We start from the raw sequence: 26119 nt of genomic DNA, 5'->3' as shown, positions 1-26119 counted from the left end.
ATTCCTTATCGCTCCTGATTAACAGCCCATCCGGTGAGAGACAGGATTTCGGCGGCGATGCCCTGAACACTGCGGTTGTCCGTGGAACATCGATGAACCCACTGTGGCGTTGCCAGCTCAAGTTTCCTGGCAGCGATGCTGCTGCGGTCAAGATGTTCTTGGAGGTCACTGCCCTGGCTGCGCCTGCGTAGACGGGCTGAACTTGTCTCGTCGTTGGCTGTCAATAGTACGGCGTTGATTCTCGGGTTACCTCCCATGGCCGTCGCTAATTCTTGAGTGAATCGGACGCTAACCGTGTTCGTGTAGATCATCCTCCGGTAGCCAAGTTCGCGGTAGTTAGCCCAAATTGCGGCCAGGTTCCGTTCGGCCAAATGGTGCTCTGACGGGTGGGGAAAAGCAAGGTCTAAGGTGTCACCTTCGATGACGCAATGCTTGATCTCCAGTCTGGTGAGCTGGGCATGGAGTTCAAACGCGACGGAACTCTTCCCGACGCCCGATCTGCCACCTAAAAAGAGAACGTCACTGTACCTGTCCATCCTTCGAGTATTGTGCAGAACTGCCCACAAGAGTCCCAAGCAGCAAAGCGATTCGTGCGTCCCACAGGAGATTCCGGTTACGGGCTGGGAAGCTGGCTATGGGATATGACAATCAGTTCGTGGCTTTGTGCGGAACAACGACAACCTGCACCTCATCTTCGTAGATGACCTGGCCGGGGTCATCACTGACGAGTCTCACAACCTGCACGTCGTGTCTCATGAGCATTTCCAAGTACGGTTCTATGCGTTCAAGTAAATGCTTTGCAGTGTCCTTGAACCAAGCCGCCGCCTGCGGGTTCACCTGAGGATCATAAACACCGGAATTCGACTTGGATGGATCAGGGTAGGCCAGATTGAACCAGTCATTTCCAGCCCTCCACACATCCCGTTCTGTATCGCTGAGCTTTCCTTCGAGGGCGAGCCCATTGGCAAGCCCAAACACTCCGGTGTGAATCCCCCGGCGGTTGGGAACGCGCGCTTGGTACCGAATAAACACCTGTTACCTCTGTTTTTCATACTCGACTACGTTTGGCACTCTCAGTCAATCAGTTTCATGATTCGAAGCGCTGCAGTGGAGCGCAACTGCTGACCCAGTTTCAGTTAAGAGCAACAACCAAGCCTCGCCGTCCCAGTGAGCGTTCCCTACAGGAACAAGTCAATGACGGAGTGCCTCCGGGGCTGCATGGTGACCTGTCCGTTCTGGGCTAGGGGTTGTTTCTCACTGGAATGAGGGATGCGCCGCTTTGCCTCCCCCGAAACACAGACAAGTTGATGGCCAAGAATCCTCGGCCCGGAACTTGACTTCTAAATCTACATAGGTAGATTAGTGGGCATGGAGAATTTGGGCCGCGTAACACCCGCAACTGCCTTGGTGCTTGAAGCTTTGCTATCTGCAGATCGAATTTGGGGGCTGCAGATCGTCAAAGATACGGGCAAGAAACCGGGAACCATTTATCCAATCTTGGATCGCCTGGAGGCGGCGGGGTGGATTGTTGGTGACTGGGACACGGAGGAATCAAGAAAGGGTCCGCGCCGCCGCTACTACAAGCTGGTTACTCAGGCCCGACCCTCTGCGTTGGCGTACGTTGAGACGCAGCGCACCAAAGACCAGCCAGCATACGCACAACTCTCACCTGTGAGGTATCAGAATTCAGGGTGCACGGCGTGAAGTTTGAGAAGTTGATCCTCGCCATTTGTCTCGCCCTCAGTCCGGCACAATCACGGGCAATTCACAAAGAGCAGTGGGCGGCAGACCTGCGCGACTGTGCAGAACTGGAAATTTCGCGGTCCTCGCTGCTGATCGGCGCCCTCTGCTCATCGACCAGGGCCAGGCTCCACAACGTCATTGATCGCAGCAGCGAAACGCTATCGCACATAACCAGGGGATAAACATGAGATCAGGAATCGTTACACTTGCGGTGGGATTGACCATCGTCGGCAGTGCCGCCGTGGGCATCCACGAAGTCCTGCCTCAGGGACAAAACGATCCCCCGACAGCGCAATCGGCGACGGACACCGTGACACGGGTAGACAGTGCCCCTAGTGAACAGGATTCACTGCAATTGCCGCCAGAAACCGTCACTGTGGATACGACCAGCGGCAATGTCCTCGACGCTTTTGACCGGGCAAGGGCCACTGGGATGCAAGTTACTTTGATTTCAGACAAGCGCTATAGCGTGACCGTTGACCCGTCCATGCCGATGGATTCAGTGACCATCGTTGACGCCAGATCAGGCAATGTTCTCGACAGCCTTCCGATGAACAACAACGGCCGGATACCACGCTAAATACGTCAGCCCGTCTAGTTCGACAAGGGACACTCTGGCCAAAAACCCGGGTAACCTCGGACGATTCATTCCCCAACGGCTACCTCATCTTGGGACAAGGCAAAGCATGAACTACGTCAGTGTCCCGCAGACCGTTCCCCTGCGAGATATGGAATCTCTGATATTCCTCGTCTAGGTCCCACAGCCCAGCGGCCCGAAATCTGACCGGCTTACTGGACACTTCGCCGGTTTCCTCACCGTTCCTTCGTGGCGTCCTTTTGTCTTACAGGACCAATTTCTTGCCGACTTCTGAGTTCCATCCACGCCCGAAGTGCCTGAAAAACGCAGAAGCCACAAAGGGCAAGCGCGGCGACAGCTACCCACGTTTTGAAAGAAGCGACCCATTCAAAGAGCACAAGGAAGGAGAGTAAGGTACTTGCCGCCAGCAAGAGACGACTATTCCTGAACGACCTCAACTGAACAGTTGATGCCTGCCGCAACTTAAATCCGTTCATAGCTAAAGGTAACAAGCTGACGACGGGATATACAGGTCCTTGCAACGTCCCGCAGAGCGTTCCCAAACAAAACGGCTGACCTTCGAGGTCTGGATTTCCGGATAAGAATTGTGGCCCTGCCATGATCGCCTCAAGCTACGGACTGCATCCTGACTACTTTTTCCTGTTTCTCAATGAACCCCACAAACCAATTGAGCACAGCACGGCCGCGCAGATCAGGATCAGTATCGGTAGCGTTGAAGGACCCTCCAAGAAAAGAAAGATGGCGAAGGCCCCGAATAAAAGCGCCACGATGATCATCGAAGCATAGGTTTTTCTTTCTCTGTTCATAATTCCTCCGACCTATGAGGCACCGACGACACAGAAAAGTTCGTGGGTGGCGAGATTCATGATTCCGCCACGCATTGGCCTACCGCGTGCTTCAGCATATGGCCATCGTGCAGCAAATAGTAGCGAAGCTACACCCCCACAGGCGACTGTCCGGATAGGGTTCCCCTGCGGACATCCCCATCGGCCACGCTGCCGTGGATGCTTTGAGCGATCCGAGAGCCCGTTGCCGGACCGGCTTATGGGACTCCTTGGCATGGCTTCTAGGGAACACCCCTTTCGGGCGCCATCCAAGCACTTCCAATCCATAAAGGTCCCTTTCGACGCAAAGCGATGCTTAAAGAAACCTCGGAATGCTGACTCAACGGCTGTATGGTTCACATACGACGGCGTCGCCTTAGACCCGAGCCAAGGCCATTAGAAATGGGTGCAATCGATGCTCAGTAGACCAGCCCGAATAGTGTTGTTCGTTGTATATGCCGCAAGCCTAGTTCTTTCGATCGTGGCCCTCGGACTTGGCAGACCGGAACTCGTCTGGGTCCCTGCCGTCATATTGATCGGGACCGGAGCCCTGCTACTCTCTAGTTCCCACAAATCGAGACACTGAGACTTGGAAAGTGGTCTGAGTATGCTGTCAGAAATTGAACCAGCCCTTTCCATTGGTGCCATACTTGGTGACTCGGATTCTGAGAGTATGGCCTGGAGTCGTCAGATCAACGCCTTAAGCCAAAAAGTTCAGAATGCCCGGCAGGACATCACCAGTCCCCTTCGAGTCAATGTGGTGTTTCATGTTGACGGGAAACTTGTCCCTAATGAGTTTGTTGGCATACGGACAGGAAGTTTCTCGAGGAAACGATCAATGTTAATGATTCAAGCCGCAATCACGCTTGACCACGTTGACGACATCCCAAGGTACTTGCGCCGACTCCTTGAAGCGTCGATCGTTGAGGCGGAGATTTTTGCCAGAAAGAGAAAGCTCGCAGCTGGTCTTCCTGAACTACTAACGCTCGTCAAAGACCTGGCTCAAAACCCTGTGATTGATGACTGACACTCCACGAACAGAAGTTCGCTGTCCTGTTCAAGGTTCCCCACCGGGCACAGCGGCAGGTCCGTTAGTATGAGCCGATGATCGTTTGGCTAAACGGCACTCATGGCGTCGGAAAAACGACGACGGCTGCCCTCGTGCAGCAGCTGATCCCTGATTCACGTGTGTTCGACGCCGAGAAGGTCGGCGAGACGCTGATGGATGTCAACCCGGGACTACCGGAGACCGACAACTTCCAGAATTGGCCACCGTGGAGGTCACTCGTCGTCGAGACGGCTCATCGCATCCTCGATTACACCGGAGGCACACTTGTTATGCCGATGACCGTTTTGATCGAGCCCTATTGGCGGGAGATCAGCCAAGGCCTAGCTTCCTACGGCATTCCGGTGCGCCACTTCGTGCTTCACGCCGATCAGGAAACCCTCAGGAAACGGATCCAGGATGACACTGTGATGGGTCCCTCGGTATTTCGATACAACTACCTCACTCCCTATGACGAAGCCTTCCACGGCTGGTTGGGGAGGGAAGCACATGTCATCGATACCAGTGCACTCACGCCTGGACGGGCCGCATCCGAAGTCGTAAATTCCCTCAGCGCCGCGTAAGTCACTACCGCCCTTTGCTTCCGCCGCAGCTACAGCAACGTCCGTTGAGAGATCGGGTTCAGCGCTGTCTCAGAATTCCCGCAATGGGTTCCCCTGCGGGCTCCTTCCATCTTCCATGAGTTACGGCCTACTCGGTGGCTAAGTGCAGTAGGTCGATCATTCCTTCCGCGCATCACATCAAGGCCCGGGCACGACTCCGGTACGGCAAATTCCCTTGTGATCGACGCCGATACAGGATTGAATCAGGCCATGAGCATTATTATTGGGGTGGCGGCCATGGTCATCGGGGGCATTGGATTCTGGCAGCGGGAAAAGATTTCCCAACTAAATCGCAGCCAGAATAAGCGTCTCGGCAAGTATGGTGACCTGATGACAGGAGTCGGAACGGCTAAGTACTTTGGCATAGGCGCCCTTTTTATGATTCTGGCGGGAGCGGCCATTGTTATTTATTCGCTCGTCACGGGGCAAATGGGTACGTCAAACGACCCAGCTACCGCACTCATGGTCATCATCATTGCCGCAGTAGGATTCGTTGTGCTTGGTGTGGTTTTCGCAGTGATGTTATTCAAGCGACGGTCGAAGTAGGTCAAACGCCAAGAGACCAAGCGATACCAACCAACCCGAAGTACCACTCGGGACTGCCCGGGTTTGGTTGGCTCCTTGGCCCAAGTCGCCAGATGCCAAAGCGCCCGTTAGGGGTTCCGCGTACGGGCGGGCTCCGTTCGTGCCGAAGGGTCTGAGTATGTCTATCAGTTCGGTGACTCTCTACTCCGCTCTCTATCACTGGTCCCTGCTGTATGATGCGGGCATGTCGGAGTTAGAGGGTAAAAAGCGTCTTCAGCCGAAAATGACGCGCGGCAGTTGGCGCCTCTCGATCTGGTTATCAGGACTCCAGGTTCTCTGTTTCTCGGTCTTGGCATTTAGCAAGCTCAATACCGGCAATGGATAGGACGTCGCAGCATTGTCGATCTATTCGTTGGTCGTCCTGATCAACGTTCTCTGGTTCCTATACCTACTCCGAGTTCGTCGCAATGACGCCCCCTTCTGGCATGAGGATGAAGTGCGGAGTGCCGAATGGGAGCGTCGGGGCAGGCAACTGTAATGGGGAGGACGATTGAGGCACGCAAGCAAACGAGCGTCCCGCAGACCCTTCCCCTGGGGCACATTGTAAATACCACTGACGGCTGCGGACATGCATTCTGTTCATCTCAAGAGAAGTGAGTGAACGCTAGAATTTGCAGCCGCTACTTGGTAGCGTGACCGTAGCCATCGCTACCAGGGGGACAATTGGGCAATTTCGAGACATCCGTTTTCGTGTCAGGATCATGGAAGAACGGAGAAGGAACCGATTGGAGACTTCGAATTTCCGTTCACGATAGCGACTTTGCCACCGTGGACTACCGCCCCGTTGCCGGCTCATCCGGTCGCTTCTATTTAGGATTCCAACCCTGCGACTACTTCGAGGACCCGACGACAAGCGACCCCGTCGATCTGCAGGCCGAATCGTCCGGACTCTCCCAATGGGCTGCAGCCGTCCTCGGTATCAATGTCACTTCCACAGAATTGCTCGCTCTCATGGCACCTGAGGGCGTTGAAGACCCCCTGGACGATTTTGTCGAGGACACTTTGGTTCGACTACTCAATCGGCTAGGCATGCCCTTGCCAACATGGTTGGCAACCGAGACCCCCTTCACAGAAACGGAACTGAATACGCAGGAACCTAGTCGAGACTGGCCTGTCATAGCTCTGGATGTAGCTCGCGAACTTGGGGGAATGACTAGTCGCGAGTACTTGCTCGTTACGTACGACATCGGACATCGTGATTACTCGGTCTACGGCCAGTTCGCCATCAACGAGGGAAATTTTCAATGCGAGGTCGTCTCCGAGAAGTTCTTACCAGCCGACGTTTGGACTATTAATGACGGCTACCTTCGTCAAAGCGGATGGTCGGCACCGGAAAATGGAAGCCCCAACTGGACTATGTGCCAGGAGCAAGCCGAAATTGCTGCCGGTTCAGTACTGAACGCCATGCGATCCGGGCTTGGATGCACCGACCCACAATTGATCGATGTGAGCCTTGGCCGTTTTTAGTCCGTAGAGGGTTCCCGTTGAGCGACGATGTTGATCCTTGTACGACCACAACGTTTCCGCAGTCTCAATCTTTCTTTCCGCGCTTCTGATTACTTATCCATTCTTCGCGGCTAGCGTCGAGTTCTCTCTTTTGATCTAGGCCTCGCTCGGCTGCCCATTCGATGACAACATAGATCAGTACCATCCCGAAGGCGAGAGGCCAATTGACCAACAAACCGGTCAATATACCGATCACCACTCCAGCAGCGATTTTGAGGAACCACTGACCGGCTGTTCGTTGACGCTTGTTGTTGGCCATGACCACACGGTACTCCGCATCTGTGCATCGGTGCAGTGTTTAAGCGAGCATCGTGTGGAGAAGGCAATCCTCTTCAGCAGCGATCCAAAATGGATCACTCAAGAGAACTATCACCACTTGTTCCTGATGCTGTCCCGCTCAGCGTTCCCTCGTGCGACGTCATAAACGGTCCTGATATGCCAGCGCGTCACGGAATTTATTCGATCGTTTGCCATGGCTTCGACGACTTTTCACTCGCCTCATCGAGCCAAGACGATCATGGCGGGCTTCTGCACTGGATGAAAAAGTCAGAGACTCATTGGATGGTTCGGTGACGATTTCGTTGCGAAGTCAATACTGTCCTCTAGCGCAAGGGCGCTAATGACGCGTTGCACTGGCTCCACCTTTAGGAGGTGCCAGGAAAGCTCGATCGTAAAGGACTCAATACCCGGGACAGGAACTGGATACTTTAACAGCTGCAAACCGCGCCACACCTTATCCTCAGGTCCACCACTCCATGATCCAGAAGTATGGGGACCGGCATGATGCTCGGGAAAGACGTCGGTATCGTCAAAGTCTTCGAGGCTACCTTTCAAACGCCATCTGCATCGCACCGTCAATGCATCAGGATCTGGAGTTCTAAACGGCATATTGAAGGGCCTACCAGCACTAAGGGCCTCGCCTTGGTCCCTCCAGTCCTCACCGCTGCTAGCAACGACTACTTCCACTTGGAAGCTAATCTCATCAAGCGTTGCAGCCACACCCCTTAAGGCAATCCTCACATGATCCTCATCGACAAGGATAGGATCGGAAACCCCCACTGGGTATGGAATGCTAAATCTTTCTACGAAAAGAGCGTTCAAAGCAACTTCCCCTCTGCATCATCTGAAGTGAGAGCCCCAGCCGAAGGCGAGTCCACTAAACCAGACTCTACAGGCACCATCTCACCGCCCAGTGGCCAACCCCACGACGGAACACAGCCACCACCTAACATCGGCAGAGAAGCAATCTGATAGATCTGCAGTGTCCCGCAGACCGTCCCCGAACTGGCAATGGAGGCGCGTCTGCAGAACTTATGGAACTGAAGTTGTGACTTTGGTTCGGTTAAACCGGATAACTGCTTGGTCAGCCAAAATCGATAGCAACAGCCCAGGACTCACAATGAGGAACGCTGCAAGAAGTCCACACATTGAGCCAAACGTGCCTGATTTACGAACCTCTTCGAAAGCCGTTGGGGACACCTCGGCTGTGAAATTTGCCCAAAGCACTGACCAAATGATCCACCCGACACCCAGGCCAAGGCAACCTGCAGCGAACCTGACCCATCCCCTGATCGCCAACTCACTCGTTTTCCGCATTTTTCCGCCGTCTCTGTTGGTTCAAAGATTACCCGGCGTACCGAGGTCCAAATGCAACGCTCAAGTCGAACGTCCCATAGACCGTTCCCCTGCGGGACGGGCAGCCATCGACATCCATATCGTTCAGGTCCTACGGCTTAATGTCCCGCGATCCGACCGGCCTACGGGCATGACTAACGCCGACGAATCCGTCAGAATGTAAAGATGATCGCTCTCATCTCAGCTCCCACCAACCTCGGACTGCGTCCGCCCCTACGTGGGAGCGTTCCAGGCGCGGACAAGGCTCCCGAGGCATTGCGAGAAGTGGGCCTGTTCCGGGAACTGATCAGCCAAGGAGCCCGGGACGCGGGTATCGTCCTCAGCGGCCGGTACGTCGACGACGACGATACCCGTGCCGACGGACACGTGCGGAATGAGCCAGCGATGGTGAATCATGCGCAACGCCTTGCCTCCCGTCTGACGAGCGTTCTTGACGCGGGCGACTCCCCCTGGTCATCGGAGGTGACTGTAGCGTACTCCTCGGGATCGGTATGGCACTGTCGAGACGCGGCGGGACGGGCTTGGTGCATGTCGACGGTCATACGGATTTCAGGCACCCCGGTAATAGCGATAAATGTGCGAGCGTTGCGGGTGAAGACCTCGCAGCCGCTGTCGGCCTGCACTGGCCAGCAGTCGCGGACATTGACGGTCTCGGCCCGTACTTCGACCGGCAGCGCGTTGTGCACATTGGCCACCGCGAGGACGATGAAGAAGCGACCGAAGCGCGCGCCACCCTAGGCCTCGTGATTTCCGCCGCAAGCGCTATCGAGAAAACGCCGGATGAAGTGGGATCTGCCACGCGCGACGTGGCCAGTGCCGGTTACTGGTTGCAAATCGATGTCGATGTGCTCGATGCAAGCATCATGCCGGCGGTTGACAGTCCCGATCCCGGCGGACTCAACACTTCACAGCTGACGGCATTGCTGGCCCAGCTTGCTCCGGGCGCGATAGGTGCATCGGTAACGGTATTCGATCCTGACCTGGATCCTGATGGACGCTATGCCCGCTTAGTTACCGACGTCCTCCTGAGAGGGCTCAGCGAACTCGGCAAGGATCTCTAGTCCGGGAGCTATACCTACTGAGGCCCGGCAGTGCACGCCGACATGTCGTGAACGATCAACGCCCGGATAGGGTTCCCTCGTGCGACGTCATAAACGGTCCTGATATGCCAGCGCGTCACGGAATTTATTCGATCGTTTGCCATGGCTTCGACGACTTTTCACTCGCCTCATCGAGCCAAGACGATCATGGCGGGCTTCTGCACTGGATGAAAAAGTCAGAGACTCATTGGATGGTTCGGTGACGATTTCGTTGCGAAGTCAATACTGTCCTCTAGCGCAAGGGCGCTAATGACGCGTTGCACTGGCTCCACCTTTAGGAGGTGCCAGGAAAGCTCGATCGTAAAGGACTCAATACCCGGGACAGGAACTGGATACTTTAACAGCTGCAATCCGCGCCACACCTTATCCTCAGGTCCACCACTCCATGATCCAGAAGTATGGGGACCGGCATGATGCTCGGGAAAGACGTCGGTATCGTCAAAGTCTTCGAGGCTACCTTTCAAACGCCATCTGCATCGCACCGTCAATGCATCAGGATCTGGAGTTCTAAACGGCATATTGAAGGGCCTACCAGCACTAAGGGCCTCGCCTTGGTCCCTCCAGTCCTCACCGCTGCTAGCAACGACTACTTCCACTTGGAAGCTAATCTCATCAAGCGTTGCAGCCACACCCCTTAAGGCAATCCTCACATGATCCTCATCGACAAGGATAGGATCGGAAACCCCCACTGGGTATGGAATGCTAAATCTTTCTACGAAAAGAGCGTTCAAAGCAACTTCCCCTCTGCGTCATCTGAAGTGAGAGCCCCAGCCGAAGGCGAGTCCACTAAACCAGACTCTACAGGCACCATCTCACCGCCCAGTGGCCCACCCCACGACGGAACACAGCCACCACCTAACATCGGCAGAGAAGCAATCTGAAAGATCTGCAGTGTCCCGCAGACCGTTCCGGTTACGGACTGCCCTGCTCCAAACGGCAGCCTTTGTGCAGCATAATGGGGTACTTATCGTGTCAGCACCAACCAACCCACATCAGCCGGTACGGTGAAGCCATGAAGGAACCTGCCCCTGCACCCGAGTCCCGTCCCATTTGGCACAGAACTGTGGGAGCGGCAGTCGTCTCCGGTGCATCTCTGTGGCTCACTTGGTCATACCAACCAGTACCCGCAATGTGCCCGGCCATCTACCCTGCACCGGTCAACTGCAGCCTGGATGCCCCTTTCAGTCCCGCAGGTTGGGGAACCGTTGTCATCGTTAGTCTTTTCTCTGCATTACTAGCAGCCAGTGCCGTGAATCGTTCAGAACGAAAAGAAATCGTCCTGCGATGGCTCATGGCAGCACTGGGTGTCACTGCCATTGTTGTCCCCCTGTGGACTCTGGGTTCGTCTGGATTCAGCCTGTAAGCAATCAGAATTCCCGCTGAAGGTTCCCCGGCGAAACAGGGTGAACCGAGAGTCATTGCGTTAGGAGTTACGACATTTAGCTATGCAAAAAATGCGACATTTAACGTTGAAAACCACAATACGGGACACCCCTTTCGGGATGCAGCTCACTTACTAAAGACCCTGGCAACCTTCCAGCTGCAGAAAAGTACCAGTTCCTGAGCCCAAAAGAACAGTCTTTTTGCAGTCGAACAACCCTGCACTCACGAGGCATTGGCTTGCGGCTTGGGATGGGACAGGATGTAGCTAACAGGCACAGAGCGTAGAAAGCCTGGCATTCGCGTGGCTGGATTTCTGGGAGGAAGACGATGAGCCGGATTGATGATCTCCTTGCAGAGTCCAACGACCGTTGGTCGCTGGCCATGGGAAATGCTCAAGGAGCCGAAGATCTCGGGCTAGGTCCTGCTGTGAAGACTTATTACACACGATACGTTCCTGGTGGAGTCCTTGTGTTGCTGGTGTCCGGCATATGGGTAGGAAATCTGGTTTTCGGAGCTGCTCCGTCCGGATGGGCATCTTTGAGTTTCGGTTTCGTGTTCGCAATGGGTGGCGCCGCCATCGGGGGACTTATTTACAACTCCAAGAAGGTCGCGCCCGCTGCACGGCTCAACACCGTCAACGTTCTGTACCCTTTAGCGGCCGACGAGCGAAAGAGCATAAACCGCCAGATTGCGGGCAAGGCACCAGTAGATGAGCAACATTTACCCGTTGCCCGTGCGGGCGCGGTTCAGCAAAGAAAAAGCCTAGCCATGCAACTTGTCGTCTTGCCCGCGTATCTGTTCCTCTTCGCTTCTCAGTTCTCAAGCTGGGTCGAGCGGGGACACCCATTCATTTGGATCATGGCAGTGTTAGCCGCTGCCGCGACAGTCGTTATCGTATTCATAGGGCGTGACTTTAGGCGGACAACACGGTTCTTGACGGGCCCAGGAAGGTAATGCGACTTGGCGAGATTTCGTTCGACGACGTGTCCGCCGCCCAGACGTTCCCGCAGGAGGTTCCGCTCCCGACCGTCAGAACCTTCTCCCGGCAATGTCCCACACCCTGTGGGACATTTGTCCAACAGGGTGTTGGGCAATCCCGCTGATCAGCAGACAGGACGTTCCCGTAGAGGGTTCCCCTGCGGATCGCGAAGGTAGCCAATCGCAACTCATGGATCTACTTTTTGCGTCGATTGAACATAAACATTACGATCAGAGCGCATAAAATACCGACAATTCCGGCCAATACTATTGCTGTAGACAATTTGAGTCTCCTGAGAGGTTTTCAGCTAGCCAGCTGGATAAATGTATCGGCTACGACCCCGGAATCCGCTCCTCCGACAAGACCACATGAAAGTCCAAGGACGGCGGCCCATCGTACTTTGCGCATGATTGCTTCACACCCCTTTACGCATTGTCCGGTGGCAAGAATTTGACCTAAAGCGAACCCTACGCAGGCTTATGGAACGTGTCTATGGCTTCCAGAAGAAAGTGCAATAATGCAACCGGGCCACCGAGAGTGCCGGCCCCTCGAAGCGAGTGCAGGTGGTGTCCCGCAGGAGGTTCGGCTGGCGGACACTAGGGGGTGACATTCAGCGTTGCGAAAAAGCCGCCATTTATCGCTGCGATCCACACCGAACGCGTGAGCGACCGTCATCCTTCAGTTCAACATGTCGATGAAGGTCATAGACTCGAACTACTACCGTTGATGAAAGGTGAGCGTATGTCCGAGTGGGTTCGCATAGAGGCCAGTTCAAAACGCAATTACGTGTGGCTCGGCGTCTGCGGGCAAGGTAAGCCGAAGATCACCGGAGAACCCTGGTACATGCCCGACGGTGTCACCAGTGTCTACCCGTTCATCGAGGACTGGCGTCCTGAAGAACTTCCCTTCCCGGTATGGCTTGCTCCCTACAACGGAGGCAAGAAGTACGGTGACCTGCTGTGGACCGGTGGGATCGCGTTGAAGATTGCCTCCACTCGTTTCATCGAGGCACTTCGCGCCGCTGAGGTCACCGGTTACCGAACCTTCGACGTCGAGGTTCGAGACCACGCGGGCTCGCCTGTCGAGGGATATACCGGCTTCGCGACCGATCCGTTCCCGGGCTCTGACATTCAGAACCTCTACGGCCAGCCATATCAGAACTATACTTTCATCGCCACACAACGTGTCGTCAAGGCATTGCACGATCACGGAGCTGACCAGCTGGAGATCAGCCCCTACACCCCCGACTGACGTCGAAGCCCTGGCGCAGGGAACGAATCGCGCGACCACAAGAGTACGAGACAATCGAAGCCATTGGAGACTTGTGCCGATCGGCGCGAAATTAGCTATGCGGGATCTTGAAAGATTTGCCGTGACAACGAGTAGTGTTCGGGTGCTTTAGTCGGTTCGAACCCATTCTGTCGAAGGTTTTCCCACTAGAGGTTCCCCATCGGGCAGATGCGGACGCTCATAGTTCATTGGAAAATGACTCTCTGCGTTTAAGTAGGGACAATGGCACCATGCGCCTCTATCTGTCTTCTTACCAGCTTGGTGACCGTCCCGAATCCTTCACGAGCCTAGTTCGGGGTAAAAGGAACGGGTGGATCATCATGAACGCTTTTGATGGTGCTGACCCTGATGCGCGGCGAATAGAAACTGAACGCCAGCTCACGAATCTCGCGGGCATTGGACTCACTGCACATGAGCTCGACCTTCGGTTGTACGATCCCGAGAGCCTTTCCGTGAAGTTTGGTCAACCGGACTTTGTCTGGGTCCGGGGCGGCAACGTCTTCACGCTCCGGGCTGCGATGGCCCGATCAGGAGCCGACGCGATCATTGTGGATCGCCTCAAGGTCGATGCCTTGGTCTACGCCGGTTTCAGTGCTGGGGGTTGCGTCCTCGCCCCGAGCCTGTTGGGTCTCGAAGAGTGCGATTCAACGGACGATGCTTTGCTGCAATATGGAGCAGTCAAGTACGACGGCCTCAATATTCTCGACCGGCCCTTTGTGCCGCATCTCGGAACCTCGGATCACCCGGAACGCGAGATCCTGACTCAGGTGGCTGCCGCTTACGCTCAAGATGGCAAACAGTACTGGGCGCTTCGAGACGGCCAGGCGTTGGTGGTTGATGGCAGCAGCGTTGCGCTGCTTTGAGAGAACGCCGGATTGAGTTTTCCGGTCAAGGTTCCATCTACGGGAGGAAGTGCGGAGCTGACTTGCTGGGTCTGGATAAATCATGAGAGCGACTCATAATGGCCTTGACTTGCCATTGAGCAGGGAGGCTTAGCGGGAACCGGTGGTTGCGGTTCCACTGGGCGTGAGGGGTCTTTCCGGAATCGGTTCAAATTCTGAGCTGAGTTCTTCGGTGAAGACGAAGTAGCGGTAGGCCAAGAATCTGAAAATGGTGCCAAGGACGAGGCCTATGACACCACCAGCAATGAAGTCCGCTGTAAAGCTGGTGAAGCCTAGGACGTAGCGTGAGATGACTTGGCAGACCAGGACAATGCCTAGGCCTAATCCGTTCATGAGTAAGAACAGGCTGAATTCTTTCCACACTTGTTCTGAGCGGCGGTGTCTGAAGGTCCAGTATCTGTTGGCGAACCAGGCGAACAAGGTGGCAATCGCTGTAGAGACCACGCGGGCTTTGATGGTGCTGTCGGACATGGGCCCGTGCCATAAGAGCGTGTAAATACCGTTATCTATGACCCAACCCAGTCCACCTACAGTCCCGAATTTGAGGACTTCTCGCCACAGCAATACGACAAGCGCTCTAATTTTATTGGCGAGGTTCATGCGGCCTTTCCGAAAAGTGCAATTCCTTGTCCAAGGATAACAAGCTCAATAGTCGGGGCTGCTACCGCATCTTCGAATCACTCCCAAATGAGGCCACGCCTCACGGCCACTCCTAGCTTTTGCACACGCGGCCAAGAGGACACCGAGCAAAACAGCGGCAATTCCACCCAACGAATCCAACAGCCACACCCCAAGTTCCAGCTAACCCGTACCGTCCGAAGGACAATCCCAAATGGAATTGACGAGTTGAGGAGCGTGTGGGCCTGCAGTCTCTAGATTCGTGGGACATGATGGACTCATGGATCTTCGACAGGGCAAGAAACCGGTTCAGTCCCGAGGTAAATGGGTTTTTCCAACAGTGATGTTGCTCCTCGGAGCTTCGGTCACAGGGTGCGGGCAAGATTCTGGTTACCAAGAGTCGTTAATAGATGTCGCTGATAATTTACAGGGCACCTTCTCGCTTCCACGAGGAACAGGCGTCGGCGCTCCTATCCCCTTGTGGGATACGGTCCTGATTGTCTGCCCTTACAGTGACACGAGTCTGATTCCAGAAAGGTTCGCCAACGAAGTGCAGAATCTCGACACGACGTCGACGGATTCCGTGCAGTGGCTACTCTTTTCTGAGCAGAATAACGTCAGCCGCATTTCTATCGAAAGAACAGCAGTTGACTTTTGCCAAGGCGAGTCACACCCTATCGAATATGAAAGCAACCAGTCCTGGAACGCAGAGAAACGTGACGGTACATGGTCCATGACACCAGTCACGGACTAGTTCCACTTGTCGAAGCCCACTGCCCCGTAGAAGGTTCGGCTTGCGTGCAGTCCAGACCGATCTGTCATGATCGACTCATGACCTGGCCAAAGATTGAATCCATCACGTCGGAGCGTCTACGCCTGGAGCCGCTCTCGGTGGAACATGCGCCAGAAATGGTCGAAGTCTTGGCAGACGCTTCTTTGTACGAATACACCGGAGGCGAAGCCCCCTCGCTTGAACAGCTGCAACGCCGCTACACGTTGCAGGCATTCGGACAATCCGAGGACCGGTCCCAGGGTTGGTTCAACTGGATTGTGAAACCAATAGGTGGCAGCGCGCCAGTAGGGTTCGTTCAAGCAACTTTAGAGCGGAAAGCGTCCGAGGTGGTCGCCAACATTGCCTGGGTAATTTCACCCACCCACCAGGGCCAAGGGATAGCATCCGAAGGCGTCAGGGCGATGGCCAATTGGTTGCATTCTAAAGGCGTGACTGGTCTCGAGGCATACGTACATCCTGAGCATCACGCCTCCATGGGCGTCGCACGAAACCAAGGGCTTCATCCGACAGGCTTGACGGACGGTATCGAGCTCCGCTGGGAATCTTAGAAAGCATCACGTGACCGCAGAGCGTTCGGCATACGGATATGGGTGAGCATCGTAAGCGGTTGCCCGCAGCGCTTTTGGCCGCTGCAACTATTTCTAGGAAATGTTCGCGTTCGAACGGCGTTGTCGCCCGTAAGGAATAATGAGCACAGTTCCAATCAGGAGGCAGAAACTTTGAAGAGGTTCTATGTTGCGTCGAGCTTCAGGAATATCGTCAACGTCCGGTACGTCGCGCAAAACTTGGAAAGCAAGGGCTACGTCAACACGTACGACTGGACCCAGAACGCGTCGGCGCACGATGCGGGTACAGTCACCCTCGGTGATCTGCGCTCCATCGGTCAGCAGGAGAGAGATGCAGTACTAGGCGCCGACGTCGTCGTGATCCTGCTTCCAGGTGGGAAAGGCACGCATGTTGAGCTTGGCATCGCGATCGGTCAAGGCAGAAGAACAATCCTGCATTCGCCGGACGAAGTCATCAACAACCTTGAGTCCACCAGCACGTTCTACCACCTACCCGAGTTGGAGAAGTGCCACGGAACTCTAGATGATCTCCTAGCTATGATCGTCGGCCGAGACGTGACCGTTGCCACTGTCTGACTCGATTCGTGTCACAGCAAGGGTTCGGCATACGGACTATGGATCCAATCGGCAGCACCGTACTCGGCTCTGCCGTGTCGGGCCGTACACGCCGGCGATCGAACCAGTTACATTGAGTTCGGGGCTGGGATGGGATATTCCCATAAGGTCACCGTGCTGGAAACGGGTCCATCAACATGGGGTTTCGATTCTCCCGTCCGTGCGAATCCGAGGGATTGCCAGAACGGCACAGCCACCTCGGCATTGGACGCCACGATACCAAGACGAACGACGGATACACCATGCCACCTACGAATCTCCCCCAATACGAATTTGAATATTTCCCGTCCCAGTCCACGACGCGATTGACCTCCGGCCGTCATCAGCAATCCGATATAGGCCACATTCGGACTCGGGTATCCACGGATCACATCCACAAACCCCAGGCATGTTTAGCGTCCGTGTTGATGCCAGGAGGCAACGCCGTGAGTATTGCGTGGCCGTCAGCCCGTTGAGGATCTCGACCCCAGACCCGGCGAGAATACCCAGAATTTGATTCCGACAAGGTCTGCAGTGATGCCACGTCACGCAAGTCCAACTTTCTATACTCCATGCCCATCCCAACAGCCTATGTTGATCACCTGCAGCCGGACCCGCGATGCGCGCGGGATGTGAGCAACGGAAGGAAGTTGTAACCATCCGCCCCCTAGAGGCTTAGGCTTCGGTCATGGCAGAGAAATCCGTCCGTCGCGTCATCCGCCTGTTTCCTGACTACGGCCATCGGTGGCCACTGTGGGAGAACGGCACTGTTGAGCGACCGACGAAATACACAATGGAGCCCGCGGACTTTGGGCTGTCGCAGGGCCTCACACTCAGACTTCGCACATGGTACGACGCCTGGGATGCCGAGAACGTGTACGACGGCGGTTGGAGCTCGCCTGCAAACAAAACAGCTTGGAACGTGGAGGGTGCCAGTATCGCCGAGCAACTTCGTGAAGAAGTCAGAGCCTTCGCTGACGTGGAATACGACGAGTAGAACCCGCACCTGTAAACGACATTGTCAGCGCCCGGCCAACGTTCGGCTACGGGACACGATAAGCGCCGCGCGGTCATGGACAGGCGCGGTGGGATGCTTATTCTGTGGACCTGAAAACAAACACCAATGTGCCAGTAGTCGCCATTCGTCCGTACCGTCTCTCGGACGCTGCAGACACCATGGCGATCTTCCTTGGCGCAGTGACCGAAACCGCTGCCGCCGATTACTCGCCCGAGCAGATTCAGGCGTGGGCACGGCCAGAAGCGCGCGAACTGTCCACCTGGCACGCCGCGATGAACGCGCGGAACAGTTACCTGGCGACCGTGGATGGAAAGCCAGCAGGCTTCTCCGACGTAGACCCGAAAGGGTATATAGACATGATGTTCGTTTCCCCGCGGTACCTACGACTCGGGGTAGCACGCCTCCTGCTTGCCCACGTGGAGGCTCACGCGCGCGCAGAGCGTCTGGCAGAACTGACCGCCGATGTCAGCATCACGGCCCGACCGTTCTTCGAGCGCTACGGGTTCGTCGTCAAGGCAAAACAACATCCCGTGATGGTCGGCGTGCAGCTAACCAACTACGCAATGACGAAGAACCTGCTCGGCAACTGATCCGCACAGGGAATCAGACTTCTCCCAGCAGCAAGAGTCCCGCTTAAGGTTCGTTCTACGGGCTGCTAAGCGCTTTCAAGGTGGTGGCTACTTCAACACCGCCATCGGGTTTGTTGATCTGCCGGACATTGTCCAGCTTCGTGCTCAGCCCGCTTCTTTCGAGCTCTTCAAAGATTTTCATTACCGCTGGGTGCAGGACAGCCTCGACAAGTTCTGATTGATCACCCAGCCAGGCCGTGACAATCTCGCGCCGGTGCGGAAGCTCGCCGAGCTCGTAAACAGAATCAATAGAATCAACAGAATCTTTGCCTAGCGGTCCACCGATGGCCAGACACAACACCATATCAATCGACTCGCGTTCACCGGATCGGAGGGTCGTCCACAATTCACCAGTCGGCTGCACGCCTAGCTCGTTTGCCGCGGCATACAGCGCACCGAACTCATCGTTCATTTCGGAGTCGCCATTCTCATCGGAATCGTCGATTCGTATGACTGCACCAATAAATGGTTGTGCCCATGCCTCACGGACCTGCACTTGTGCCTTCGCTCCATGCGTCCGGATAACGGCGCTTGCCCGCTCGTGTGCGCGGTCTTGGGCCTCATGCATTGCTTGTTGATTGGCGTGGTGTCGTTCGAGCGCGACAGTGGCAGTCTCTTCATCCACGACGTCTGCCAGTTCTTTTAGTGGAACGTCTACATCACGAAGTGCTCGAATCAGCAGTGCAGGTCTTAGCTGAGCGGCTGCATAACTTCGATACCGGCTGGGAGGGTCGATTTCTGCGGGCCGAAGCAATCCCACCTCGTCATAGTGGTGGAGGGCTTTGACCGTGATGTTAGTTAGCTGGGCGAACTCGCCGATGGTGAACATACTTCGATCATTGCCCCTCCTCCAACCGGAGGATCAAAGCTCAGCTGCCACCTCACCCGAACGATGATTCTCCGGACCGTCGAGACGCGGGCTGGCCCGGCTTTTGTGGTGCCCGCAGGACGTTCCGCTTGCGGAGCGGTAGAGAATGCGACACCAGAGAGTCCTGGCCGATGGTGGAACTAGCCGCAGGTTCCCTGTTTGTAGAATCGAACGATGGTGTTGAGATCAATGTTCGTCGAAGTTGAGGCGTGGTGTTTTCGCGTGCTCGGCCACGGCACTCTCACGTCGTTGCGTGCCGAAGCTGGCGGTCAAATGTCTCATCAGTTCCGCTACGACTCCGACGAGCAAGGCACTGTTGCCGTCAAGGTCCGGCCTGATTCCACCGACAGGATCAGTCGATGCCTTCAAATTCAGCGAATTGCTGCCGATGCTGGCTTCCCATGCGCCCGGCCACTGACCAGAGCTGACCTACTCGAACCGGGTGTGGTGGTCAGTGCTGAGACATGGCTTGCTGGCGGTGAAATGCACTCCGGTGGCGAGGTTTCCTTTGCCGCTCGGTCAGCCAGACTCTTGGCGGGTCTGATGGAGATTCTTGAATCACAGTCCCCCACCGGGCTTGGCGCACCGCCTCCGTGGATGCACTGGAATCCCCCAACGGGTGGCTTGTGGCCAACAAATCCAGTGGTAGACGCCATGAACCAAGACCTCGTACCTGGACACGTGCATGACATTGCCCGTTCCGTATCGCGGCGACTGGCACAAGGAGTCTTACCCCTAGTTGTTGGGCACGGCGACTGGGAAAGCCAAAATCTTCGCTGGCAAGGAGACCTCCCATGGGCGGTCCACGATTGGGATAGCCTCGTCGCCCTCCCGGAAGCGGCTATCGTCGGTGCAGCATCCGGCGCCTTTGCCAGCACCGCCACCCCAACACTGTCAACCATCGAAAGCTCGGGAAATTTCATTGACGCCTACCAGCAGGCGCGTGATAGACGGTTTACCGACGAAGAGCAGGAGGTTGCCTGGGCCGCGAGCTTGTGGCCTGCACTGCATAACGCCCGCGGTGAAAGTCTCTTCCAATCCCCGCCGGTCGCACTGGATGCGCTCACCTGTCAGGCACCGGAACGACTCCAACGCGCCGGTGTCCCGTAGAGCGTTCCCCGTGGGAATAGATTTACAGCAAAAGACCTGCCCAGGGGCCGACCTGCCTGCCGAGTTCGTTGGAGTGTCTCCGGATTGACTGCTTCCGAAGGCTACCTTGATCTACTCTGGTTGAATCGCAAGAAAACCAGAAGTGTATGGAGAATCGACCTATGAACCGTCCTCTGAATGAGGGTGAGATCCTGCTTGTCAACGCACTATTGGCGAATGTCTCAGATGGCTGGCGGACTTTGACTCCGCTGGAGGAACTGAATGTGCGTGACATGGACGACGGCGGGATGGGAAGCTTGCGGTTCGAACCAGCGAACACAGACCGCCATTTCGGCAGGCAGCTGGTCGAAGGCTGGTATCTGGATGCCGACGAGATACCAATTTCTGTGTCGATAAACATCGATCAGTTCGGTGAGCTGTACGAACTAGACAGCTGGAAAGTCGACTTCGCAAAAAGAATCAGCCTGCCTGATCGAATTAGCGACGTCCAGCACGGTTGGATGGAGCCAGGAATTGGGCCGCGCCCAGCATGACCTTGTTGGTTGCATATAGCGGAACCCGACAGATTTGATCTACCGAAAGCAGAACAGCGTCTACTTCATCTTGGCCAACTCACGGGCCATGAGTCTGCATGTCCCCTAGCCCGTTGGCGAATTCAATCGGTCGTTGCACCACCCCCTTTGTTGCGAGGTGTTGTGCATGCATTCGAAGACGGAACGGATTGCTAAGGAAGCCCAGTTTTGGGTGTTGATGGCCCAGGGGTCGACGTCGATTGCGGCGTGCAACGCTGTAGGAGTGGATCGAAGAACCGGGCGACGTTGGCGGCAAGCAACTGGCGGGCTGATCCCGCGGAAGAAACCGGAGCTCTCGGGCCGATACCTGTCGTTGGATGAGCGGCTGAGGATCGCTGATCTGCACCTTGCTGGGGGCAGCGCACGTTCAATCGGGCTGCAGCTGAACCGCTCTGCCTCGACTATTAGCAGGGAGCTACGCCGCAACGGCACCGAGAGGGGTAGGCGGGGCTGTGGGACGTATGCGCCGCATGCGGCCCAGAAGAAGGCCGAGTTGCGTGGCTGCCGGCCTAAAGGCAGTAAGTTCGACGACGTGGAACTGGCAGATCTGGTGCAGGCCAAACTATGTGTGAAGTGGAGTCCCCGGCAGATCAGCGACCACCTCACCGCAATGTTCCCGGACCGGGCCGAGATGCGAGTATGTCCCGAAACGATCTACCAAGCACTTTATGCGCGGGGGCGCGGATATTTGAGTTCTGACCTGCATCAACACCTCAGGACCGGCCGTGGCGTCAGGAGACCTAGGCGATCTGCTGGTAATCGACCTGGCAAGATTCCGGACATGGTCTTGATCCGTGAACGACCTGTAGAGGTCGATGACCGGGCTGTGCCGGGACACTGGGAGGGGGACTTGGTGCTGGGGTCAAACTGTCGTTCGGCGATCGCCACATTGGTGGAGCGGCAAAGTAGGTACACGGTGTTGGTCCATCTGCCCCACGATCACGGTGCCATCGCCGTTCGGGAAGGGCTGGTGAAGGCCATCAACGCTTTGCCGGAGCGCCTGCGTAAGTCGCTGACCTGGGACCAAGGAACCGAATTGGCACAGCATCGGCGAATTACCCTGGCGACGAAAATGGGTATCTATTTCTGCGACCCGCATTCACCCTGGCAGCGTGGAACCAACGAGAACACCAATGGACTCCTGCGCCAGTACTTTCCCAAGGGCACGGATTTATCTGTGCATTCACCGAAGCGGCTGCTGGAAGTCGCCACCGAGCTCAACGACCGGCCCCGCAGGATCCTCGGCGGCAGGACCCCGGCGCAGGCCATGGAACAGCTACTATCGGAAGCAGAGAAACCCTCTGGTGCGACGACCGATTGAATTCGCCGTTCCTTGAACGGACCACCTCAGCGTCCGGAATCTTGGCCCCTAGTAAGAACGACACACCATCGGCGTCATAGTGCCCGTCCGCGTCGTTCCCAATCATCCTGCTCGGCAGCTTCCTCATCCCAGAAGTGGCTGTCGCGATGACGAACATATAAGAGGTATGTCAGGCTCACGATGCCCAAAAGTAGCCCCGCGATGGACGAATAGTCACCCAGATCCCACACAGTAAGGGTGGCTAAGCGCAACACCACAAGAATCAGCTGCAATACAGTCCATGCGGTCCACACAACAACCTGGACGCGGAAACTGCCGCGCGTCATCCTAGGTTGAAGTCTCTTAGAACGCCGAGCCTGGCTCATGTGTTGAAGGCTACAAGCGTATTAGCGAATTGGGAACATCACCGCTCATGCTGCATGTTTTGAGCTAGCACCCTCTTTGGTGGATCTCGCCGTCCCGCAGAGCGTTCCCCTGCGGAACGCGACTGACGGAGTCGTCGCGATGGCGCTGAGCTGGTTTCGATGACCCATGTGCCTACCGGCTTTGGGACACCTCGTCCACCCCAGTTGGGGCTACGACGCCGCTTTGAGCGTCCTAGTGCTCGGGTTTTGATGTGGCAGTGACTACATCTAGCCTGTTGTCATGTCGTATGACCTTGCCGTGTACATGCCGGAAGCCCTTAGCCCTGAAGCCTTGACCGCTGTGGCGATGAGTCCCCGGGGCTGCAACTAGACGAAAGTGTCGACACGGACTTGTCCGGACCCCAGTTCCTGCGCCTGCTCCGCGGTAAAAAAGCGGCCTACTGTTCCACCCTCGAAGGCCCCTACGACGTCGAAGCGGATGACATTCCGGATGAGGTCACCGCCTCGGTCCTTGGCGTAGGAACCACGTACAGCATTCTGGTCGAAGGTAGCGATCCGGTCGCCATCCCCCATGCCGTCCGGTTCGCAAAACGCCTAGCCAAAGCAGGGCAAGGTGTGGTCATGGATCTCCAGACGGATGAGCTCTGGCCCAAAACCAGCACTCGCCGAGCCGCCAAACCCGAGAAAGACACCATCGTCGACTTGGTGGACGTGCGCTGGTACCACCTCATGGACGAAGTCCCGGACGACTTCCCGCAGCGATACCTAGACCTAGCCCGGCAAATCCTTCCCGAGGCGGTACCTACGCGCTTCGGCTCCTTTGAACCGTTGCAGGGGAATCTGGCCAGGGATGGCGACTCAGCCTTCACTGCTGCTTTCGCAGGCGAATACGGCAACAGCCTATTTGCGAGGGGCACGTTCCCTGTCTCCAGCACCAGCTTCAGCGGTGTGTTCGGCGGCAACACAAATCAGGACGACTACTTCCGCCAAGGTGACGTACAGACCGTCTCCCTCAACATTCACCGGACCGTCCTGGAGGAACCCGCGTGGCGCAAAGCCTTCGAACGATTCATCGTTGCCGTGTCCACCGAACTGCGCAGCTTCTATACCACCGTGGAGGTGGACCCCGGCTGGCACTGGAACGGACGCTCACTATGGACTTATGCCTCGCATCCCACCCGGTACCACCAAAAAACAAACACGGGCCGCTGGCAGGGACTCACCACCCACCCAACATGGATGTCCTGGTTCTCGCCGCTGTACGCCAACCTCGTCCGGCCACACCTGCAAGGCACCATTCAGGAATACCCGGAAGGATTGCTGCACAGCTTCGGGGACGGGCCGCTGGACAGCCCAGAGATCATCGAACGTTGGCCCGATGCGACCCAGTGGCTACCCGCAGAGCTCACGGCCGTTGCAGACCCCAGCGGCAAGGAGCAATTCGCAGACTTCATGCCAGAAAGACTCACTCAGATGCTCATAGCACCTCCCACCAAGCCGAAGTTCATCTACGAGGTGTATCGACCAGGCGAACGACCCCTATGCGAAGCAACAGTACAGAGCGATTCTGGGCATAGTTCCTCAAAATCTCGCAAGCTGGACACATCCAAGGTGCAACCTACCAACCAATCGCTCTGAGTAGGGAAAGAACGCCGCTAGGAGCCCAGGTGATCACAACGACGGCCAACCAAGTCAAACCTGTCCCGCAGGAGGTTCCCATGTGGACAGCCGTATCTAGCTCCTCGTCACCGATACTTGGGACGATACAACTCGGCGGTGTCGGACCGGCAAAGGAGATTCCTGTCCCAGGTTTAGGATGATCTGATGGGGAATAGATTGGGGCGAAGCGTATCTGCTCACAAGCCGCTATACATTGAGATTCGCATTAATGCCTCTTTAGACCGGGTGTGGGAGCTGAGCCAGGATCCGCAGGCGCACCCCCGCTGGGATCTCCGGTTCTCACGCATCATTCCTATCGACGTAGACGAGCAGCGCCAGGTCCGCTTTTGCTATGAATTTCTCCTTCCTCTGCACACTATTAAGGGAACCGGGACCTCGTTGGGACACCGCCAACGAGCCGATGGCCAAGCAACTTCGGTACTCAAATTTGATACGGCAGACCCTCTCTCGCCCATTGGCCCAGGGGCGGGATACTGGAGGTATATCCCCACGGAGGACGGGCTCCGGTTCATCACTGGGTACAACTATGAGCCGGGCATGGGTCTGGCGGGGAAGGTCTTCGACAGCCCGATCATCCGCCCGGCGCTTGGCTGGGCAACGGCACTAAGTTTTGACCGCCTTCGCTTGTGGGCCGAATCTGATCTGGAACCCCAAACCTCTCGGAACCGCTGGTTCCTGGACGCCGGAGCAAGGATAGGCGGCGTACTGGTGGCAGTTGGGCTCTTTCGCCGGGCACTCTCTATGCGCAGTGTAGCGATGGCAGCATTGGGCACGGCAGCAGTCGCGATTGCCTGCGTATCCGAGCCTCATTGGTCGGTCCCACGGGCCGGGCGATGCCTACGCAAAGCACCGGATGAACGATCAGGACATGCACCCTCGACACTCGCAGGCCTACGGGAGCCCGACAACGCAGGAATTGCTACCAAGCAACCGAAGGACAAGAAATAGGTATGCCCTCCATTTTTGAAATTGAACTGGGAGAAGACTTTCATCGCCTGCATCCGATGATGCAGAAACGCTTCGGTGTTGATGTGGAGGCCGGCTATGCCTGCGTGGGGACAGGCGTTTTTTCCGAGGTCCGCCGCGGAGCTTGGTGGACGGCGCCTTTTCTGCGCTTTGGTGCCTTCCGCAACATCCTGTTTCCAGATCATGGAACCAACATTCCGTTCACGATCGAGAATTATCCCTACATTGACGGTTTTGGGCGCCCTACCGTCACCTTTATCAGGACACTGCAAATGCCGGGCGCCAAAAAACGCCGATTTGACGCGACCATGGTGCACAGCATGAAACGCGGCGCCATTGTGGACTACCTTGGCACCCACCAGCACCTTGCCACGGACCTACTTCTGGAAGTCCTCCCTGATGGTTCCTTGCACCTGCAAACGAGCGGGCAGCGGTTTTATGAGGGGCCCGTGGCATTCGACTTTCCTGCCATTGGCACCGGCACGGCCGATGTCTACGAAAGCTACGACGAGAGCCGCGGTGTTTACACAATTCAGGTACAGGTGCGGAACCCGCTTTTTGGTTTCCTCTTCGGATACAAGGGCGAATTTACATGCCAATTCCCGGCCACTGTCGGCGAGGCAACACCTATTGGCCTCAAACCTGTCCGAGAGGAAATACGGGAGTAGAGACAACATCTGCAACTGACGCTGCCATCAATAGCGAGGCAACAGCCATGGATGCTGGCTACCTTCGACGGCTACATCGAGGATCCGCTGAGCAGCACTCGCCGTCCCGCTGAGCGTTCCGGTTGCGAGTCGGCCCAC

General features: G+C 56.2%; 34 protein-coding genes. 24 read left to right on the top strand and 10 right to left on the bottom strand.

What is annotated here, in order from left to right; genetic code table 11:
• Positions 1-5 precede the first annotated feature (5 nt).
• The gene (locus tag BLV41_RS19785; protein WP_074713513.1) at positions 6-536 is read right to left on the bottom strand and encodes an adenylyl-sulfate kinase; all 531 of its coding nucleotides are present in this window, start codon (positions 534-536) and stop codon (positions 6-8) included.
• A gap of 112 nt (positions 537-648) precedes the next feature.
• Positions 649-837, bottom strand: a complete 189-nt coding sequence (locus BLV41_RS22675) for a hypothetical protein (protein WP_244517044.1) — start codon at positions 835-837, stop codon at positions 649-651.
• 531 nt (positions 838-1368) lie between these two features.
• Between BLV41_RS22675 and BLV41_RS19775 the strand changes: the two genes are divergently transcribed.
• From BLV41_RS19775 to BLV41_RS19735, 9 genes are all read left to right on the top strand, one after another.
• Positions 1369-1704 carry a PadR family transcriptional regulator gene (locus BLV41_RS19775; RefSeq protein WP_139244502.1) on the top strand — a complete coding sequence of 112 codons (336 nt, stop codon included), beginning with the start codon at positions 1369-1371 and terminating at the stop codon, positions 1702-1704.
• Entirely contained in the window at positions 1701-1925 is a 225-nt protein-coding gene (locus BLV41_RS19770; RefSeq protein ID WP_074713510.1) for a hypothetical protein, read from the top strand. The genes BLV41_RS19775 and BLV41_RS19770 overlap by 4 nt, the downstream gene beginning before the upstream one ends.
• Before the next feature lie 2 nt (positions 1926-1927).
• The gene (locus BLV41_RS19765; RefSeq protein WP_074713509.1) at positions 1928-2323 is read left to right on the top strand and encodes a hypothetical protein; all 396 of its coding nucleotides are present in this window, start codon (positions 1928-1930) and stop codon (positions 2321-2323) included.
• A 615-nt stretch (positions 2324-2938) separates the two neighbouring features.
• Positions 2939-3127, top strand: a complete 189-nt coding sequence (locus BLV41_RS19760; protein WP_074713508.1) for a hypothetical protein — start codon at positions 2939-2941, stop codon at positions 3125-3127.
• A 645-nt stretch (positions 3128-3772) separates the two neighbouring features.
• Positions 3773-4192 carry a hypothetical protein gene (locus BLV41_RS19755; protein ID WP_074713507.1) on the top strand — a complete coding sequence of 140 codons (420 nt, stop codon included), beginning with the start codon at positions 3773-3775 and terminating at the stop codon, positions 4190-4192.
• A 77-nt stretch (positions 4193-4269) separates the two neighbouring features.
• Complete coding sequence (locus BLV41_RS19750; RefSeq protein ID WP_074713506.1) at positions 4270-4794, top strand: AAA family ATPase; 525 nt, start codon at positions 4270-4272, stop codon at positions 4792-4794.
• 249 nt (positions 4795-5043) lie between these two features.
• Positions 5044-5379, top strand: a complete 336-nt coding sequence (locus tag BLV41_RS19745) for a hypothetical protein (RefSeq protein ID WP_074713505.1) — start codon at positions 5044-5046, stop codon at positions 5377-5379.
• A 157-nt stretch (positions 5380-5536) separates the two neighbouring features.
• Positions 5537-5743, top strand: a complete 207-nt coding sequence (locus BLV41_RS19740; protein ID WP_074713504.1) for a hypothetical protein — start codon at positions 5537-5539, stop codon at positions 5741-5743.
• 443 nt (positions 5744-6186) lie between these two features.
• On the top strand, positions 6187-6885 hold the full coding sequence (locus tag BLV41_RS19735; protein ID WP_139244501.1) for a TY-Chap domain-containing protein: 699 nt from the start codon (positions 6187-6189) through the stop codon (positions 6883-6885).
• A gap of 64 nt (positions 6886-6949) precedes the next feature.
• On the opposite strand, the gene BLV41_RS19730 is transcribed toward BLV41_RS19735, so the two are convergent.
• The 3 genes from BLV41_RS19730 to BLV41_RS22670 all read right to left on the bottom strand — a co-directional run bounded on the left by BLV41_RS19730 (position 6950) and on the right by BLV41_RS22670 (position 8955).
• Entirely contained in the window at positions 6950-7183 is a 234-nt protein-coding gene (locus BLV41_RS19730; protein ID WP_139244500.1) for a hypothetical protein, read from the bottom strand.
• Positions 7184-7470: 287 nt separating this feature from the next.
• The gene (locus BLV41_RS21770; protein WP_139244499.1) at positions 7471-8025 is read right to left on the bottom strand and encodes a hypothetical protein; all 555 of its coding nucleotides are present in this window, start codon (positions 8023-8025) and stop codon (positions 7471-7473) included.
• A 747-nt stretch (positions 8026-8772) separates the two neighbouring features.
• Positions 8773-8955, bottom strand: a complete 183-nt coding sequence (locus tag BLV41_RS22670; protein WP_244517043.1) for a hypothetical protein — start codon at positions 8953-8955, stop codon at positions 8773-8775.
• Positions 8956-9050: 95 nt separating this feature from the next.
• Between BLV41_RS22670 and BLV41_RS22665 the strand changes: the two genes are divergently transcribed.
• A complete protein-coding gene (locus BLV41_RS22665) occupies positions 9051-9620 on the top strand; it encodes an arginase family protein (protein WP_244517042.1) in 570 nt (189 codons plus the stop codon).
• A gap of 215 nt (positions 9621-9835) precedes the next feature.
• Here BLV41_RS22665 and BLV41_RS21765 read toward each other — a convergent pair whose 3' ends face one another.
• Positions 9836-10390, bottom strand: coding sequence for a hypothetical protein (locus tag BLV41_RS21765; RefSeq protein ID WP_139244499.1), 555 nt, complete (start codon positions 10388-10390; stop codon positions 9836-9838).
• A gap of 979 nt (positions 10391-11369) precedes the next feature.
• On the opposite strand from BLV41_RS21765, the gene BLV41_RS19705 reads away from it, so the two are divergent.
• The 3 genes from BLV41_RS19705 (at position 11370) to BLV41_RS19695 (ending at position 14174) form a co-directional block, all read left to right on the top strand.
• On the top strand, positions 11370-11996 hold the full coding sequence (locus tag BLV41_RS19705; RefSeq protein WP_074713499.1) for a hypothetical protein: 627 nt from the start codon (positions 11370-11372) through the stop codon (positions 11994-11996).
• 766 nt (positions 11997-12762) lie between these two features.
• Complete coding sequence (locus BLV41_RS19700) at positions 12763-13272, top strand: hypothetical protein (RefSeq protein ID WP_083361015.1); 510 nt, start codon at positions 12763-12765, stop codon at positions 13270-13272.
• A 359-nt stretch (positions 13273-13631) separates the two neighbouring features.
• On the top strand, positions 13632-14174 hold the full coding sequence (locus BLV41_RS19695; RefSeq protein ID WP_170835539.1) for a Type 1 glutamine amidotransferase-like domain-containing protein: 543 nt from the start codon (positions 13632-13634) through the stop codon (positions 14172-14174).
• Positions 14175-14303: 129 nt separating this feature from the next.
• On the opposite strand, the gene BLV41_RS19690 is transcribed toward BLV41_RS19695, so the two are convergent.
• A complete protein-coding gene (locus BLV41_RS19690) occupies positions 14304-14813 on the bottom strand; it encodes a GtrA family protein (RefSeq protein WP_074713497.1) in 510 nt (169 codons plus the stop codon).
• A gap of 298 nt (positions 14814-15111) precedes the next feature.
• Here BLV41_RS19690 and BLV41_RS21760 point away from each other — a divergent pair, with 298 nt between their 5' ends.
• From BLV41_RS21760 to BLV41_RS19675, 3 genes are all read left to right on the top strand, one after another.
• Positions 15112-15585, top strand: a complete 474-nt coding sequence (locus BLV41_RS21760) for a hypothetical protein (RefSeq protein ID WP_074713496.1) — start codon at positions 15112-15114, stop codon at positions 15583-15585.
• A gap of 77 nt (positions 15586-15662) precedes the next feature.
• Positions 15663-16172 carry a GNAT family N-acetyltransferase gene (locus BLV41_RS19680; protein ID WP_074713495.1) on the top strand — a complete coding sequence of 170 codons (510 nt, stop codon included), beginning with the start codon at positions 15663-15665 and terminating at the stop codon, positions 16170-16172.
• Positions 16173-16343: 171 nt separating this feature from the next.
• Positions 16344-16766, top strand: coding sequence for a group-specific protein (locus tag BLV41_RS19675; protein WP_074713494.1), 423 nt, complete (start codon positions 16344-16346; stop codon positions 16764-16766).
• Between the two features lie 107 nt (positions 16767-16873).
• Here BLV41_RS19675 and BLV41_RS23105 read toward each other — a convergent pair whose 3' ends face one another.
• A complete protein-coding gene (locus tag BLV41_RS23105; RefSeq protein WP_074713493.1) occupies positions 16874-17182 on the bottom strand; it encodes a GNAT family N-acetyltransferase in 309 nt (102 codons plus the stop codon).
• A 290-nt stretch (positions 17183-17472) separates the two neighbouring features.
• Between BLV41_RS23105 and BLV41_RS19665 the strand changes: the two genes are divergently transcribed.
• Positions 17473-17781: a hypothetical protein gene (locus BLV41_RS19665; protein ID WP_074713492.1), complete on the top strand. Its 309-nt coding sequence runs from the start codon at positions 17473-17475 to the stop codon at positions 17779-17781.
• Positions 17782-17885: 104 nt separating this feature from the next.
• Positions 17886-18392, top strand: coding sequence for a GNAT family N-acetyltransferase (locus tag BLV41_RS19660; RefSeq protein WP_244517041.1), 507 nt, complete (start codon positions 17886-17888; stop codon positions 18390-18392).
• A gap of 55 nt (positions 18393-18447) precedes the next feature.
• Here BLV41_RS19660 and BLV41_RS19655 read toward each other — a convergent pair whose 3' ends face one another.
• Positions 18448-19260, bottom strand: a complete 813-nt coding sequence (locus tag BLV41_RS19655) for a MerR family transcriptional regulator (RefSeq protein WP_074713491.1) — start codon at positions 19258-19260, stop codon at positions 18448-18450.
• Between the two features lie 213 nt (positions 19261-19473).
• Here BLV41_RS19655 and BLV41_RS19650 point away from each other — a divergent pair, with 213 nt between their 5' ends.
• From BLV41_RS19650 to BLV41_RS19640, 3 genes are all read left to right on the top strand, one after another.
• Complete coding sequence (locus BLV41_RS19650) at positions 19474-20409, top strand: phosphotransferase (protein ID WP_139244497.1); 936 nt, start codon at positions 19474-19476, stop codon at positions 20407-20409.
• A gap of 161 nt (positions 20410-20570) precedes the next feature.
• On the top strand, positions 20571-20942 hold the full coding sequence (locus BLV41_RS19645; protein WP_074713490.1) for a DUF6984 family protein: 372 nt from the start codon (positions 20571-20573) through the stop codon (positions 20940-20942).
• 217 nt (positions 20943-21159) lie between these two features.
• Entirely contained in the window at positions 21160-22302 is a 1143-nt protein-coding gene (locus BLV41_RS19640) for an IS30 family transposase (RefSeq protein ID WP_425284302.1), read from the top strand.
• A gap of 74 nt (positions 22303-22376) precedes the next feature.
• Here the strand turns inward: BLV41_RS19640 and BLV41_RS19635 are convergent, their stop codons facing one another.
• Positions 22377-22628, bottom strand: coding sequence for a hypothetical protein (locus BLV41_RS19635; RefSeq protein WP_083361012.1), 252 nt, complete (start codon positions 22626-22628; stop codon positions 22377-22379).
• A 429-nt stretch (positions 22629-23057) separates the two neighbouring features.
• Between BLV41_RS19635 and BLV41_RS19630 the strand changes: the two genes are divergently transcribed.
• From BLV41_RS19630 to BLV41_RS19620, 3 genes are all read left to right on the top strand, one after another.
• The gene (locus BLV41_RS19630; RefSeq protein WP_074713487.1) at positions 23058-24305 is read left to right on the top strand and encodes a hypothetical protein; all 1248 of its coding nucleotides are present in this window, start codon (positions 23058-23060) and stop codon (positions 24303-24305) included.
• Positions 24306-24491: 186 nt separating this feature from the next.
• Positions 24492-25295 (top strand): SRPBCC family protein, encoded by an 804-nt coding sequence (locus BLV41_RS19625; protein ID WP_074713486.1) that lies wholly within the window; start codon positions 24492-24494, stop codon positions 25293-25295.
• Between the two features lie 2 nt (positions 25296-25297).
• Positions 25298-25981 carry a DUF4166 domain-containing protein gene (locus BLV41_RS19620; protein ID WP_074713485.1) on the top strand — a complete coding sequence of 228 codons (684 nt, stop codon included), beginning with the start codon at positions 25298-25300 and terminating at the stop codon, positions 25979-25981.
• Positions 25982-26119: the final 138 nt, after the last annotated feature.

The sequence above is a fragment of the Arthrobacter alpinus genome (assembly GCF_900105965.1).
GTDB classification, from domain to species: domain Bacteria; phylum Actinomycetota; class Actinomycetes; order Actinomycetales; family Micrococcaceae; genus Specibacter; species Specibacter alpinus.
This window is presented reverse-complemented; position numbering and strand designations above follow the sequence as displayed.

What these genes read in the sequence shown, in the direction of transcription:
- BLV41_RS19785 (WP_074713513.1), bottom strand. Translation starts at nt 536, where the DNA reads ATGGACAGGTACAGTGACGTTCTCTTTTTAGGTGGCAGATCGGGCGTC.
- BLV41_RS19775 (WP_139244502.1), top strand. Translation starts at nt 1,369, where the DNA reads ATGGAGAATTTGGGCCGCGTAACACCCGCAACTGCCTTGGTGCTTGAA.
- BLV41_RS19765 (WP_074713509.1), top strand. Translation starts at nt 1,928, where the DNA reads ATGAGATCAGGAATCGTTACACTTGCGGTGGGATTGACCATCGTCGGC.
- BLV41_RS19760 (WP_074713508.1), top strand. Translation starts at nt 2,939, where the DNA reads ATGATCGCCTCAAGCTACGGACTGCATCCTGACTACTTTTTCCTGTTT.
- BLV41_RS19755 (WP_074713507.1), top strand. Translation starts at nt 3,773, where the DNA reads ATGCTGTCAGAAATTGAACCAGCCCTTTCCATTGGTGCCATACTTGGT.
- BLV41_RS19750 (WP_074713506.1), top strand. Translation starts at nt 4,270, where the DNA reads ATGATCGTTTGGCTAAACGGCACTCATGGCGTCGGAAAAACGACGACG.
- BLV41_RS19745 (WP_074713505.1), top strand. Translation starts at nt 5,044, where the DNA reads ATGAGCATTATTATTGGGGTGGCGGCCATGGTCATCGGGGGCATTGGA.
- BLV41_RS19740 (WP_074713504.1), top strand. Translation starts at nt 5,537, where the DNA reads ATGTCTATCAGTTCGGTGACTCTCTACTCCGCTCTCTATCACTGGTCC.
- BLV41_RS19730 (WP_139244500.1), bottom strand. Translation starts at nt 7,183, where the DNA reads ATGGCCAACAACAAGCGTCAACGAACAGCCGGTCAGTGGTTCCTCAAA.
- BLV41_RS22670 (WP_244517043.1), bottom strand. Translation starts at nt 8,955, where the DNA reads ATGATTCACCATCGCTGGCTCATTCCGCACGTGTCCGTCGGCACGGGT.
- BLV41_RS22665 (WP_244517042.1), top strand. Translation starts at nt 9,051, where the DNA reads ATGGCACTGTCGAGACGCGGCGGGACGGGCTTGGTGCATGTCGACGGT.
- BLV41_RS19705 (WP_074713499.1), top strand. Translation starts at nt 11,370, where the DNA reads ATGAGCCGGATTGATGATCTCCTTGCAGAGTCCAACGACCGTTGGTCG.
- BLV41_RS19700 (WP_083361015.1), top strand. Translation starts at nt 12,763, where the DNA reads ATGTCCGAGTGGGTTCGCATAGAGGCCAGTTCAAAACGCAATTACGTG.
- BLV41_RS19695 (WP_170835539.1), top strand. Translation starts at nt 13,632, where the DNA reads ATGAACGCTTTTGATGGTGCTGACCCTGATGCGCGGCGAATAGAAACT.
- BLV41_RS19690 (WP_074713497.1), bottom strand. Translation starts at nt 14,813, where the DNA reads ATGAACCTCGCCAATAAAATTAGAGCGCTTGTCGTATTGCTGTGGCGA.
- BLV41_RS21760 (WP_074713496.1), top strand. Translation starts at nt 15,112, where the DNA reads ATGGATCTTCGACAGGGCAAGAAACCGGTTCAGTCCCGAGGTAAATGG.
- BLV41_RS19680 (WP_074713495.1), top strand. Translation starts at nt 15,663, where the DNA reads ATGACCTGGCCAAAGATTGAATCCATCACGTCGGAGCGTCTACGCCTG.
- BLV41_RS19665 (WP_074713492.1), top strand. Translation starts at nt 17,473, where the DNA reads ATGGCAGAGAAATCCGTCCGTCGCGTCATCCGCCTGTTTCCTGACTAC.
- BLV41_RS19655 (WP_074713491.1), bottom strand. Translation starts at nt 19,260, where the DNA reads ATGTTCACCATCGGCGAGTTCGCCCAGCTAACTAACATCACGGTCAAA.
- BLV41_RS19650 (WP_139244497.1), top strand. Translation starts at nt 19,474, where the DNA reads ATGGTGTTGAGATCAATGTTCGTCGAAGTTGAGGCGTGGTGTTTTCGC.
- BLV41_RS19645 (WP_074713490.1), top strand. Translation starts at nt 20,571, where the DNA reads ATGAACCGTCCTCTGAATGAGGGTGAGATCCTGCTTGTCAACGCACTA.
- BLV41_RS19640 (WP_425284302.1), top strand. Translation starts at nt 21,160, where the DNA reads ATGGCCCAGGGGTCGACGTCGATTGCGGCGTGCAACGCTGTAGGAGTG.
- BLV41_RS19635 (WP_083361012.1), bottom strand. Translation starts at nt 22,628, where the DNA reads ATGACGCGCGGCAGTTTCCGCGTCCAGGTTGTTGTGTGGACCGCATGG.
- BLV41_RS19625 (WP_074713486.1), top strand. Translation starts at nt 24,492, where the DNA reads ATGGGGAATAGATTGGGGCGAAGCGTATCTGCTCACAAGCCGCTATAC.
- BLV41_RS19620 (WP_074713485.1), top strand. Translation starts at nt 25,298, where the DNA reads ATGCCCTCCATTTTTGAAATTGAACTGGGAGAAGACTTTCATCGCCTG.